We start from the raw sequence: 13138 nt of genomic DNA on the forward strand, positions 1-13138 counted from the left end.
GGGCGCCGAAAACGACATTAAATGCGAGTCAGTTGGGTCGGCGCCTACTCTTCCTCTACCGAGTCGAGGTACCTGTCCAGGAGCTGCGCGCAGCGGATGAAACCCAGGTGCGAATACGCCTGCGGGTGGTTGCCCAGGTGGGTCTCCGTGCCGGGGTCGAACTCCTCGGGAAGCAGCCCGGTCGGCCCGAAGAGCGCCACGAGCTGGTTGAACAACTCCAGCGCATCGTCCAGCCGGCCCACGGCCAGGTACGCCTCGATCAGCCAGGTGGTGCAGATGTGGAACCCGCCCTCCAGGCCCGGCAGGCCGTCGTCGTACCTGTACCGGAACACGGTGGGACCCACCCGGAGCTCCCGCTCGACGGCGGTGACGGTGTCCAGGAAGCGCTGGTCGCGGACGTCCAGCAGGCCCGAGAGCCCGATATGCAACACAGCCGCGTCGAGGTCCGGGCTGTCGTAGGCCACGGTGTAGGAGTTCGCGGAATCATCCCAGCCCTCGCGGAGGACTTCCGCGCGGATGGTGTTGGCCGTTTCCTCCCACTCGGCCCCGATGGGGCGCCGGAACCGGACCGCCGTCTGCATGGCCCGGTCCAGGGTGACCCAGCACATCACCTTGGTGTAGATGTGGTGCCGTGGCGCCCGCCGGGCTTCCCAAATGCCATGGTCCGCTTCGTGCCAGCGGGCCAAGACGGCCGAGGCCATCTGCTCCATGAGTCTCCAGTGCTCGTCCGGCAAGGTGCCGCGGCGCTTGCTGAGGGTCTGGATGAGCTCGGCGATCGGTCCGAAGACGTCCAGCTGCACTTGGTGGTCGGCGGCGTTTCCGATCCGTACGGGCCGCGAGCCGGCGTAACCGGGCAGGCTCTCGATAATGGCCTCCGTAGACAGCGGGGAGCCAGTCACGGAGTACAGGGGATGCAGCCATTCCGGACCCGGAGCGTTCTCGAGGATGCGGCCCAGCCAGCGGAGGAACCCGTCTGCCTCCTCGGTGGAACCCAGGTCCACGAGCGCATTGACCGTCATGGAGCCGTCACGGAGCCAGCAGTAGCGGTAATCCCAATTGCGGGTGCCGCCGATCCCTTCCGGCAGCGACGTGGTTGGAGCCGCGAGGACGGCGCCCGTCGGCTCGTGCACGAGCGCTTTCAGGACAAGTGCCGAGCGCCGCACCAGCGATGGTTTCATGTCGGGTAGTTCCAGCCCACGGACCCACTGCCGGGATTGGTGCGCGACGGCGGCCCGCCGGGCGAGCTCTCCGGCGGGGTCCGGCGTCGTCGGCTCAGTGTCTCCGCACCTCAGGTTCATGACGACGGGACCGTACGCGAGGCTGACTTCCGCGGTTGCGGTGCCGTGCTTGCCATCGCTCGTGACCGTGAACGAGACCCCGGGAGCGAAGAGGATGATGGGATCCGAGGTACCCACGACGTGCAGCTCTTCGCCGCGGACTTCCATATTGAACGGGGCGTTGGCATAGTCAGGCCGCGGTGCGAAAACAATCCGCGCGCTGCCGGTTCCGGACAGGACCCGGACCAGGCTGGTGATGCCGTCCGGTGCAGGCTCAAGATAGTCGGTGACCGTGACGTCCGCCCACCGGGTCTCCACGATCATGGTGTTGTCGACATAGCGCTGGCCCAGCACCTTCGACGTCTTGACCGGTTCCACGCTGAAGTGGCCGGCCGGGTCGCCACCAAGGATGTGCGCAAACAAGGAGCCGGAATCCGGGAGGGGATGGCTCATCCAGCAGATCTTGGCTTCGGGGGTGAGCAACGCCGTCGACGTCCCGTTGCCGATCATCGAATGCCGCTCCAGCCCCACCGCGTCCTCGCCGAAAAGCCACGCACGGCGCAGTTCGAACAGGATGGCGAGCACTTTGGCGAACGATTCCGGGTCCGGCAAGCGGTGGCGCGCCGTGGATTCTCCATCTCCAATGTGCAGGCCAAGATCCGGGCCCCGCAAGGTTGCTATCGCGAGCTCATCGCTTTCCGCGTCGCCGGCAAACAGGGCCGCGCTGGCCCCCAACTGTGTACGCAGATGCTCCAGCGCGGCGTCTTTGGAGGGCTCCACGATGGACAGGTCCAGGACGGATCCGTCCACAATGAAAAACAGGCCCAATTCACGGGCGATCTCGTGCGCCTCGCGCGTCACCCGTGCCACGACGGCAGGCGTGGCCGGCCTGGTGTGGATGGCTACCGCCACGGGCTTGCGCTCGATGCTGACGCCCTTTTCGAAACCGATGGATTCGTTCAGGGCGGTCGCTGCCTGCTGAAGTACGGCTTCCGTTGCCATCGAGATGCTGTACGCGTAGGTCATGTCGAACTCGGCGCCGTGCGAACCTACGAGGTGGACTTCCGCCGGCAGCCGGGACACCGCGGCAAGGTCCCGCAGCGACCTGCCTGAGATGACGGCCGTATGTGTGTTCGGCAGCGCCGCCAGTGCCCGGAGCGCGACGGCTGCACTCCCCAAGGGGAGCGTCTCAGTGGATACGCCTTCGGCAGCGCAGAGGGTTCCACCGTAGTTGCAGGCCACCAGGAGCCCTGGAGTGCGGGCCAGCATCCTCAATTCCCCGAGCAGCTCCGGAGTGATTCCATCGTGGGCGGCCTCGGATTGGACTGCCGTCCGCAGGAGGCCCAACGGAAGCGATTTTGTCAGCAGCGCCGAATCGGCCACGGACAAATTGAGCGGAGTAGCCATGGGGGACGATCCTTCCGGGGTGGTTCGTCCAGTTTCCGCCCGGCGGGTTTCGCCTCCATGACCCGCGTATTGCCGGGGTGTAACGAGTTTGCTTTAGGGGGCCGTTACACCCGCGTCAGCCCGACGGCTTCCGCCACCAGCTCCACGGAACGCAGCCGCTGCTCCGTGCCCGTGCTTTGGTGCGCAACGATCAGTTCGTCGGCGTCGGCGTGGCGGGCAAACTCGTCGAGGTAATCGCGCACCACTTCCGGCGTGCCCACGGCGGAGTACTTCACCATCTGCGCGATGTGCTGGCCCTGGGGCGAGTCCAGGATGAGGTCCGCTTCGGCGTCGGTGAATTCGCGTCCGCCGCCCAGGAAGCGGGATACGCGGTCCCGCTTGACCTCGAGGAAGAGCCGTTGGGCTTCGGCCGCCGAATCCGCGGCCACGACGTTGACGCCCGCGATCACGTAGGGTTCCTGCAGCTGCTCGGACGGTTTGAACTCGCGGCGGTAGACGGCGACAGAGTCCTGCAGCGCGTTGGGCGCGAAGTGCGAGGCGAAGGCGTAGGGCAGGCCGAGCTGCGCCGCCAGGTGCGCCCCGAAAAGCGAAGACCCGAGAATGTAGAGCGGCACGTTGGTGCCCTTGCCCGGCGTCGCTTCGACCCCTTGGATGCGGGTGGGTCCGGTGATGTAGCCCTGGAGTTCCAGCACGTCTTGCGGGAAGGTGTCCGCAGCCATGGGGTCGCGGCGGAGTGCACGCATCGTGTTCTGGTCACTGCCGGGCGCCCGTCCGAGGCCGAGGTCGATGCGGCCCGGGTGCAGCGTCTCAAGGGTGCCGAACTGCTCCGCGATGGTGAGCGGCGAGTGGTTGGGCAGCATGACGCCGCCGGCACCGAGCCGGATAGTGCTCGTGTTGGCCGCGATGTGCGCAATCAGCACGCTCGTGGCCGAGGACGCGATTGAGCCCATGTTGTGGTGCTCGGCGTACCAGATCCGCCGGTAGCCGAGCCGTTCGGCCAGTTGCGCCATGGCGACGCTCCCGGCGAAACTCTCCGCCGCCGTCTGCCCTTTGCCGATTATTGCCAGGTCGAGGATGGAGAGGGGAACAGTCACGTGATGCCGGCCTTTCGAAGGTGGTTTCGTTCAAGGGGCCGGTTCCCCGGCCACTCTTGCGACAACGACGGCGGCGTCCGGGTTATTTCTCTTGTTTGCGTGGGTTCCGTCTCAGCTCGTGAAGATGCCTTTGCCGGTCTCCATGTCGATGGGCAGGGAAGAGTGCTCGTGGGCGATCTTCCATGTTCCGTTCTTCTTCTCAAGGCAAATGGTGAAGCGGTTGGTCATCGCCCGGAGCCGTTCCCCATCGGCCGATATCCCGGCGAAGGTCACAGCCGCATGTCCGAAAGCCACGTCCTCCCCGGCGACGGACTGCACATCGTTGAAATCGACCTGAACGCGCTCATCGCCGAGCGAACCGAACCATTCGCCGGCCATCTGCCGCCAAGCCTCGATTCCCGTGTATTGCCATAGCCCCCAGGAATCGTAGATGTGGACGTTGTCGTCGTAGAGCGCCGTGAATGCGTCAACGTCCTTCGCGTGGACAGCAGCTGCGTAGGAGTCCAGCGCCTGATTGACCGGGGTTTGCTCGTTGCTCACGAAAAATCTCCTCACGTGTCGGCGGTTGTGTGTGGGAAGCCTACACCGTGGCCCGAGTGTGACTCCTCGGGACCTCGAATGAACCTCCGTTAACTCCTATATCCCAGCGTTTCACAGCGCTTTGACCGGCACTGGGGCCTGCCGGATAGTTGCAGCAACGCACGCAATCCATCACTTTCGAAGGGGACTTTCATGGCAATTTCACGCCTCAAAACAGGCAGCGCACTGGCACTCGCCGTGACCACGACTCTCGGCCTCGCCGCGTGCTCGGACCCGGGCGCCTCGGCCGCGTCAGCGCCGTCGTCGTCCGCTGGCTCTTCCGCTGGCAAAACCTTCAACCTGGCGCCGGAGCAGAACCGCTTCCCGGTACAGGTCTCGCCGGAAGCCGCCGCCCTGGTTCCCGGGTCGGTCAAGGCGGACGGCAAGCTGACCGTCGCCGTGAGCCCCTTCGCCGCACCGCTGGCTGTCTATGCCACGGACAACAAGACGCCGGTGGGCAACGAGGTGGACATCGCCGTCGCGCTGGCAGAATCTCTGGGGCTCAAGGCGGACATTGTCCCGACGGCGTGGGCCGACTGGCCGTTGGGCGTGGAATCGGGCAAATATGAGGCCGTCATCTCGAACGTCACCGTGACGGAAGAGCGCAAGCTCAAGTTCGATTTCGCCAGTTACCGAGAGGACAAACTGGGCTTCTACGCCAAGAGCGACAGCTCCATCACGAAGGTGGATTCGGCTCCGGACGTAGCGGGCAAGCGGATCATCGTGGGCTCGGGCACCAACCAGGAAGCAATCCTGTTGCGCTGGGACGCCGAGAACAAGAAGAACGGCTTGAAGCCGGTCGAGTTCCAGTATTACGACGACGACTCGGCCTCCACGCTGGCGCTTCAGTCGGGCCGCGCGGACCTGACGTTCGGGCCGAACGCGACCGCGTCCTACAAGTCGCAGACCGATGGCAAGACCAAGAACGTGGGCCTGGTGGCTGGCGGGTGGCCGCTCAAGGCGAGCATCGCGGTGACCACTAAGAAGGGCAACGGCTTCGCGGCGGCAGCCCAGGCCGGCCTGAACGCGCTCATCAAGGACGGAACCTACGGCAAGATCCTGGACCGCTGGGGACTCACCGCGGAAGGCATCCAGAAGTCTGAACTGAACCCGCCGGGTCTTCCGAAGAGCTAGGGAAGGATTTAAGCATCGACTGCTCCGTAACTGTCGTTTTGGAGGTCGAAAACGACAGTTACGGAGCAGTCGATAGCCTTGCGGGTGTAACTTTCCACATACCCGCGACTCCTCCCAGCGAAAGGGAATTCCATGGGCCAGCGCCTTGCCATCCTCGACGACTACCAAGCTGTGGCACGCGACTATGCGCCGTGGGCCGACCTTGCGGGCGACGGCGTCGATGTCACCGTTTTCACGGAGCCATTGGCTGACGCCGTGGCCGTGCTCCGCGACTTCGATATCATCGTGGCCATGCGGGAACGGACCGCTTTCGACGCCGGGCTCCTCCGGGAACTGCCGAAGCTGAAGCTCCTGGTCACCACCGGAATGGCCAACGCAGCCATCGACCTGGGCGCAGCCGCGGAGCAGGGAATCATTGTCTGCGGGACGGGCGGCTCACCCGCCGCTGCGCCCGAGCTGACGTGGGCCCTGCTTCTGGCTTTCGCACGGAACGTGCCGTTCGAGGACCGTCGGCTCCGCGCCGGAAATTGGCAGAGCACGGTGGGTTTCGAGCTGTCAGGAAAGACGCTCGGCGTGCTCGGGCTGGGAAAGATCGGGAGCAAGATCGCCGGCTACGGCAACGCCTTTGGCATGGAGGTGATTGCTTGGAGTCCGAACCTCACTGAAGAAACTGCCGCTGCGGCCGACGCCAGGAGGGTGAGTAAGGAGGCACTCTTCCGGGAGGCCGACGTCGTTAGTGTCCACGTGCGGTTATCGGAACGGTCCCGGGGGCTCGTCGGGGAGAACGAACTACGGCTCCTCGGCCCCGAAGGCGTGCTGGTGAACACAGCCCGCGGGCCGATCGTGGACGAGGCTGCCCTCCTTCGCGGGCTCAGCGAGGGCTGGCTTGGCGGCGCGGCCCTGGACGTGTACGACGTCGAGCCCCTCCCGGCGGACCACCCCCTCCTCACAGCCCCGAGAACCGTGCTGACGCCGCACTTGGGTTACGTCAGCTCGCAAAGCTACGCCCGCTTCTACGGCGAGGCCTTCGAGGACGTCCGCGCGTGGGTGCGGGGGAATCCGGTGCGGGTGCTCACCGCTTGATTCGGCGGCGTCGATTGGGGTTGAGGTTGGGGTTGAATAGTCCAGTGCCTGCCGAATTCTCGCTCCGTCCCGCCCTGCCCACCGATGCCGACTGGATCGCCGAACTACGCGCCGTCGTCATGCGACCCGACTTGGAACGGCTTGGTCGTTGGGATCCCGTGCGGGTCCGGGAGCGGTTCTTGAACGCGTTCCAGCCCGATCACACCTCCGTCATTCTCGCCGAAGAGCAACGTGCCGGCGTCATTGCTGTCCGTCCCGAGCCCGAAGCGCTGTGGATCGAACACTTCTACATCGCTCCCCGATTCCAGGGGCAAGGACTTGGGGCCGCCGTGCTCCAGCGGGTCATGGGCGAGTCAAAGGACCACCGGCCGGTCCGGCTCAACGTGCTCCAGGGCAGCCCTGCGCGACGCCTCTACGAACGCCACGGCTTTGTCCTGGAGACCGAGGACCCGGTAGACGTTTTCATGGTTGCAGCCTGATTTGTAGCGAATGCGGTCGTCTACGGCTCTGTTGTCCTGCAAACCGGGCTATCACAGCCGCATCCGGTTTGTGGAAGGTTCGCCAGTCCGTGCGAATGTCGACCCACCGTTCAATCCTGTGGATGCGTGTACCGTGGCCATCTTCGCCGGCTTCGCCCTCTACGCGGCCTTCGCGCTTAAGCTGCTTCTTTTCTCCCGTGTACCGGGCTCGGAGCGTTCGATCAATCTCATCCCGTTCGCAAGTATCGCGAAATACGCGTTCAGCCACTCTCCCGGGACCGAGAGAGTGGCGTTCGCCACCGTCGTCGGGAACATCCTGATCTTCGTCCCGCTCGGAGTCTACGCATCGTGGCTCCGACATCGGGCGGCCGCATGGCTGACCATGTTCACGGTTGCCTCGGTCAGCGTGGCCGTAGAGGTCATCCAGGGCGTGTTCGCGGTTGGAGCATCTGACATCGACGACGTGATCCCCCACTCCACTGCTCCACTGCACTGCTGAGGGTAAATCCATCGGCCGGCACGGTCTTGCGCCGGCGCTGACCGAGCCGCGGTTCGTCAGGCCACCCGGATGCCGTGGTCAGCGAGGAACTCGCGGGCACGGCCCATCTTGCGGTCGGCGGAGAAGGCGTACCACTGTTCGCTAAGGTTCTCGCCGTGGACGAGGTCGCGGAACCGGAAGAAGGCACCTTTGCCCTCGATCGCCCGCTCCAGCCGCTCCCGGAGGGCATCATTGTGCTGCCGCTCGGCGAAGGCCGCCATGTCCTGCCAGCCGTTCCGGGAATCGGCGCGGCTGATTCGAAGCCAACGGTCCGGTTCTTCCTCTACATCGATGGCGGCGTCCTCCCCGACGATCATCGGGTCGGTGGCGGTCTCGTCGTACACCTGCCCGGTGTGTAGGTCGAGGTAGCCACCGGCCGACAGCTCGGGATCCCCTTCCAACACGGTGCTGAGCATGTCCAGGTCTACTGGCACCACTTTGCCTGTCAGCGGCTCGCGGCGCAGAGCGGCCAGAAGGTCCTCGGCCAGGATCCGGTCCCCGACGCCGTCGCGCCACGTCAGCCGGTTGATAACCGAGAGTGCCACCGGCTCGGCTTCCTGTCGTCTTTGCTCCAGCGCCATCGGGATGCCGGCCCCCACCTGTTGCAGAGCGTCATCGATGTCGGGCCCGGTCACCGCCGCGAGGAAGCGGGCCGCATCTGGCGCCGCGATGGCTTCACGCAGCTCGGACAAGTCGAGCGCGGGCATCTGCACCTGTGCGGCCCAGGCGTGCAGCAGCATCGGGTGCGGCCGGCTCGGCTTCCCCGGGGCCGGGCTCTCGCCGTCGTCGGCGGCCCACCGGCGCCCGTACTGGTCCGGGATGCTCCCCCAGCCCCAGTACGGCAGGGGGCCATCAGGGCGGATACCCAATACCTCAAGCGGGTCGACCTTTACCTCCCCGACCACGCATCGGTGTGTCCAGGCGTCACCGAGGTCGTACGTGAACTGAAACTCCGCCCCCGGCTCCAGCGTCCGGGTGACCTTGGCAGTAGCGATGTCGATTGGCGCTTTGATCGGGCCGTGGATCGATCCGGCGATCTCGGTTCCCGTCTCTTCGTCGGTGATTACCCGGCCGTCGGCCAAGGTGAACATTGACAGGTGTGAGCGGTCCCATCGGGCGAAGGCATCGTTGATGGCGTTGGCGAGATCCATGAAGGTGTGCGAGGGTCCGACCGCGAAGATGCGCCCGGGCCAGGGCCACAGCTCCTCGCCACGACCGCCGAGCAGTTCCACCGTCACCGATAACCACGTTCGTGCCATACCCAAGGATGGCACGCGCCACGGCTCTGCCGAGGACCGGTTAACGTGCTCGCGCTCGGCCCGTGCCATCACCGCTGCAAGCTCCTCGACCGTCAGCCGTACGGGAACGACCTGAGACGCCTCCGCACCCCTGGACTTGTTCCCGCGCTTCCAAGGGCCCGTGAACGGTTTACACCGGGTTTGTGTCTACCGGCATGCCACGATGGCCGCGTCCCGTCTCACCCCTGCCAGCAGTGCTGAGCGAGGGGTGCGCATGGGCATCGGTTATGTACTCCATCACGCGGCCCCTATTTCCCGCCGCCGCATGGCGATGAGCGCAATGGTCGTGAGAGCGGCAGCTATGCCGAGCATCCAGAACCCGTCGCTCCAGTCGCTGCCGGAGGCCGAGGGAACGGGCGTGTGGGTGAACGGCGAGAGGTCGCGGACACTCTTGTCCAAGCCGATCATGCCACCGTAGATGCCAATCATCACGCCCAGGACGAGCGTCCCCCAGCCCAGCGGCATGGTCCAGCGTGGCCAGAGGACGAACGCTGCCGCCGGCAGCGCGAGGTAGATGAGGGCCGCGGGAAGCTGGTCGGCGGCGGTCTGCCACACGTCGGTGACGGCGCTTGAGGTGTCCCCGGACGCGATGAGGGACGCCCACGCGCCCACGGCAGCGAACGCCATGACGAGCACCACCGAGGCTGCGCCCAGCGCCAGGAAGCTTGCGAGCAAATGGACGCGGCTCAGCGGCTGAGCCGCGAGGAGCGCTGCCGTGCCGGCCGTTTCCTCCTGCCGCAGCCGGACGATAGCCTGCAGGCAGCACGCCGCGGCGAGCACCCCGGCGAACTCGAACAGGACCGAGATCACGAGCTGGGTCATGGACGTGCCTTGGGCTTGGATCATGGCGCGCAGGACGCTCGTAATTGATGGAGCGCCGTTGAGGGCCTGCTGGACCGCTGACCCGAGAGCCCCTGCGAGGAGACCGGTCGCGAGGCCGCCCAGGCACCAGCCGATGATCGCAGCCTGCTGGAGCCTGAGTGCGAGCGAGAACGGCCCGCGAAGGCTCGCCCTCGCGTCCGCTCGGCTTGCCCGGCCCGCGAGGACGCTCGCGCCGACATCGCGCCGTGACATGAGGACTACGGCGGCGGCGATGCACGCCGCTCCGAGCGCGAGCGGGAGCGCGATCGGCCACAGCCGGTTGCCCGTGTAGGCGAAGGTCTGCTGGCCCCAGCCGATGGGAGAGAACCAGCTCGGCCAAGCCGCCGTGATCACGAGGCCATCCGGGCTGACCTTGCCCGTCGCGTCGCCGAAGCCCCGCAGGAGGTAGGCGAGCGCGACGAGCGCCGACGCGATCCCGTTCGCCCCGCGCGAGGTGCTCATGAACTCGGCCGAGAGCAGCCCGACGCCCAGGAACGCGATCCCGACGGAGCCCGCGGCCGCGCCGGCCACGAGCGAACCGCTCGGTTCGAGCCCGCCGACCATGAGGCCCGTCGCGAGGGCCGCCGCCACGAGGACATTCGCGACGAACCCGTGTGCGACTGTCACGGCCAGCGGCGCCCAACGCCCCGCAGGGGTCGCCGAGACGAGCTCGGCGCGGCCAGATTCCTCCTCGGCGCGGGTGTGCCGCACGGCGAGGAACGTGCTCATGAACCCGGCCAGAAGCGAAATGAACGCGAAGAGCGCGAAGAATGTGAAGGCGCCTTCGCTCGCGCCGCGGACGAGGCCGCGGAGCATGAGAATCGCGGGCGTCGCAGTCGCGAGCTGCAGGACTTCGACACGGGAAGCCTCGTAGCCATAGGCCTTGAGGATCGTCGTTACCGACAGGAGCGCGAGCAAGCCGATCGCGATGACCCAGATGGCAAGCTGCCACCGGTCGCGGCGGAGCCGCTGCACGTAAAGGGTCAGGAACGTGCTCATCTCAGGTTCCCGTCCGCTCCACGTCCCGATGACGACGGCGGCGAGTGGCGCCGTTCTCCTGCACGAGCAGGCGGATCTCGCGCATGAAGACGGCCTCCATGAGGGGGTCGAGCCCGCTCGTTGGCTCGTCCAGCAGGTACAGCTCAGCGTCGGTTGCGAGGGCCGCGACAAGCGCGACCTTCTGCCGGTTGCCCTTCGAGTACGCCCGGCCCTTCTTGGAGGGGTCCAAGTCGAACAGCTCCAGGTCGAGACCGTCTAGAGCCTTGACCTGGCTGAAGTCCTTATGTAGGCCGGCAGTCCGGATGACGGCGTCCATAAAGTTCACCGTACGCAGGTTTCAGAATCTTGTGAACGGTCAACCCTGTCGGCGACGCACCGGGTCCATCGGTCCTTCGGCATAGCCAAGACCGGTCACGTCCAGTCCGCCCGGCTATGGTCCCCTAGGCGCGCCATAAGTAGGTGGCCTTTCCGCGTGAGCGAGGTGCCCGCTAGCCGGTCCCCCCGCCTGTCAGCTCGCCACCTTCATGCCTTACCTTCGAGAAAACCGCCATGCAGGCACTCTCTCTAATTCCCGTATGACCCGCCCGATTGAATGCCCGGTGAAGGCGCCCTAATCGCTACACGCCACGGCGGCTCTGAAACCTAGAGATACGAGCCCGGCCCGACGCCCTTACGAAGGCCACGGTTTTGTCTTGGAAACCCAGTATCCATTGGCCGTGTTCATGGTTGCAGGAGGTTCTTGATGTATCCGTTCAGAGCTGCTGTTCCCATACGGTTAGTCGGAGCCGCACCAGTCCGTCATTGCCGGGTCCGTTGCTCCCCACCGGCCACCTCGCCTCACGAATTCGGCCAGGGAACCCTGCCGGCGTGGGCCCAGAGCGCCGTTTTGGACGCTCAAAACGGCGTTCATGGGGCCCCACCCCGGCGAGGGCCCCGGCCTGAGCTTGCGAAGGCTGGGAGCCGGTGGGGAGCAATCGATGGAGGTTCAAAGCTGTACCGATTCCAACGCCTCCGAACGCACCGGCGTCGCGAGCCCAAGGTTTTCGCGGAGGGTCGAGCCGGGGTACTCCGTGGGGTACACACCGCGTTCCTGAAGCTCGGGCACCAGATGGTTCACGATGTCGTCCAAGCCCGTGGGGATGAGCCAGGGCGAAATGTTGAAGCCGTCCACGGCACCCACCCGGGCGTATTCGGCCAGGGTGTCGGCCACGGCTGTGTAGGATCCCGTGAAGGTCGCGTCCACCCTGGAAGTCCGCGAGCTCACGAACTGCCGGATGGACAGGCCCTTCTCCTTGGACTCGGCGCGCCACTGCTCGGCGAGCTGACGGGCCTTGGCACCGTGGAAACCACTGCCACGGGTCTCGGAGGTCTCCTCCACCACCGGATCGATCTCCGGAAGCGGACCATCGGGATCGTAGGCAGACAGCTCCCGGCCCCAGAACTGTTCGAGATAGGCAACTGCCTGCTGCGGCCCTATCTGCAGACTTCGGACCCACTCCTTCTTTTCGCGCGCTTCCTCGTCGGTCGCCGCGACGATGAACTCGCTGGCAGGCATGATCTGGACGTCGTTGGCGCCCCGTCCGGCAGCCAGGGAGCGCGCGACGATATCGGCGCGGAACTCCACGGCGTCGTCGAACTTCGGGTGCGCCGAGAAGATGACGTCGGCTTGGCGGGCGGCGAAGTCGCGGCCCGCCGGGGAGTCGCCGGCTTGGAACAACACTGGCCTGTACTGGGCGCTGCGCGGCAACCGGGGCGTGAAGTCCACGGAATAGTGCTGCCCCGAGTGGTGCACGCTCCGGACATGCGATGGAACCGCCCAGGAATCCGCGGAAACGGACGAGGAAACCGCTCCGTCCTCCCACGAATCCCAGATCCTCTTGGCCGTCTCCACGAAGGCTTCGGCATGGACGTACCGATCGGCGTGGTCCAGATAGCCACCCCGCCGGAAGTTGGCCCCGGTCCAGGCGTTGTCCGTCGTCACGACGTTCCACGCCGCCCGGCCGCCGGAGAGCAAGTCGAGCGAGGCGAGCCGGTGCGCAAGGTCTGCGGGATCGTTGTACGTCGTGTTCTGCGTTGCCACGAGCCCGATGATCGACGTCACCGACGCGAGCGCCGCGAGCATCGTCTGCGCGTCCGGCCTGCCCGCAACATCCAAAGCATGCGGACGGCCGAGGTGTTCACGCAAGCGCAGGCCTTCGCCCAGGAAGAAGGCAGCGAAAAGCCCGCGCTCGGCGGTCTGGGCGATCCTCCGGAACGACTCAAAATCGGTCTGCGAACCGGATTCGGGCGCCTTCCAGATGGTGCCGGAATTGACGCCCTGGAAGAAGATCCCGAACTGGATCTTCCCGCTCGGCTGGAATTTAGCACGGTTGTGCAGTGTCATGTTCTC

At 65.9% G+C, this 13138-nt stretch carries 10 protein-coding genes and 1 pseudogene; 4 read left to right on the plus strand and 7 right to left on the minus strand.

The features are described from left to right. Positions 1-44: 44 nt before the first annotated feature. From LFT47_RS19610 to LFT47_RS19620, 3 genes are all read right to left on the minus strand, one after another. A complete protein-coding gene (locus tag LFT47_RS19610; RefSeq protein ID WP_236813351.1) occupies positions 45-2684 on the minus strand; it encodes a trehalase-like domain-containing protein in 2640 nt (879 codons plus the stop codon). Between the two features lie 104 nt (positions 2685-2788). Next, positions 2789-3778, minus strand: a complete 990-nt coding sequence (locus LFT47_RS19615; protein WP_236813353.1) for an LLM class flavin-dependent oxidoreductase — start codon at positions 3776-3778, stop codon at positions 2789-2791. A gap of 111 nt (positions 3779-3889) precedes the next feature. After that, positions 3890-4318, minus strand: coding sequence for a YybH family protein (locus tag LFT47_RS19620; RefSeq protein WP_236813355.1), 429 nt, complete (start codon positions 4316-4318; stop codon positions 3890-3892). Positions 4319-4510: 192 nt separating this feature from the next. Here LFT47_RS19620 and LFT47_RS19625 point away from each other — a divergent pair, with 192 nt between their 5' ends. From LFT47_RS19625 to LFT47_RS19640, 4 genes are all read left to right on the plus strand, one after another. Next, positions 4511-5491, plus strand: coding sequence for an ABC transporter substrate-binding protein (locus LFT47_RS19625; protein ID WP_236813357.1), 981 nt, complete (start codon positions 4511-4513; stop codon positions 5489-5491). Positions 5492-5623: 132 nt separating this feature from the next. Then, positions 5624-6574 (plus strand): D-2-hydroxyacid dehydrogenase family protein, encoded by a 951-nt coding sequence (locus tag LFT47_RS19630; RefSeq protein ID WP_236813359.1) that lies wholly within the window; start codon positions 5624-5626, stop codon positions 6572-6574. A gap of 44 nt (positions 6575-6618) precedes the next feature. Then, positions 6619-7053: a GNAT family N-acetyltransferase gene (locus tag LFT47_RS19635; RefSeq protein WP_236813362.1), complete on the plus strand. Its 435-nt coding sequence runs from the start codon at positions 6619-6621 to the stop codon at positions 7051-7053. 133 nt (positions 7054-7186) lie between these two features. Next, positions 7187-7552, plus strand: a complete 366-nt coding sequence (locus LFT47_RS19640) for a VanZ family protein (protein ID WP_236813364.1) — start codon at positions 7187-7189, stop codon at positions 7550-7552. A gap of 56 nt (positions 7553-7608) precedes the next feature. Here LFT47_RS19640 and LFT47_RS19645 read toward each other — a convergent pair whose 3' ends face one another. The 4 genes and pseudogenes from LFT47_RS19645 to LFT47_RS19660 form a co-directional block, all read right to left on the minus strand. Beyond that, positions 7609-8919 carry a UPF0158 family protein gene (locus LFT47_RS19645; protein WP_236813366.1) on the minus strand — a complete coding sequence of 437 codons (1311 nt, stop codon included), beginning with the start codon at positions 8917-8919 and terminating at the stop codon, positions 7609-7611. A 207-nt stretch (positions 8920-9126) separates the two neighbouring features. After that, positions 9127-10749 (minus strand): ABC transporter permease, encoded by a 1623-nt coding sequence (locus tag LFT47_RS19650; RefSeq protein WP_236813368.1) that lies wholly within the window; start codon positions 10747-10749, stop codon positions 9127-9129. A gap of 70 nt (positions 10750-10819) precedes the next feature. Continuing rightward, positions 10820-10993: pseudogene (locus LFT47_RS19655) on the minus strand (ATP-binding cassette domain-containing protein); the annotation flags it as partial. A 741-nt stretch (positions 10994-11734) separates the two neighbouring features. Next, positions 11735-13132, minus strand: a complete 1398-nt coding sequence (locus tag LFT47_RS19660; RefSeq protein WP_236813370.1) for an NtaA/DmoA family FMN-dependent monooxygenase — start codon at positions 13130-13132, stop codon at positions 11735-11737. Positions 13133-13138 lie beyond the last annotated feature (6 nt).

This window comes from Arthrobacter sp. FW306-2-2C-D06B (assembly GCF_021789175.1).
In the GTDB taxonomy this organism is placed as follows: Bacteria; Actinomycetota; Actinomycetes; order Actinomycetales; family Micrococcaceae; genus Arthrobacter.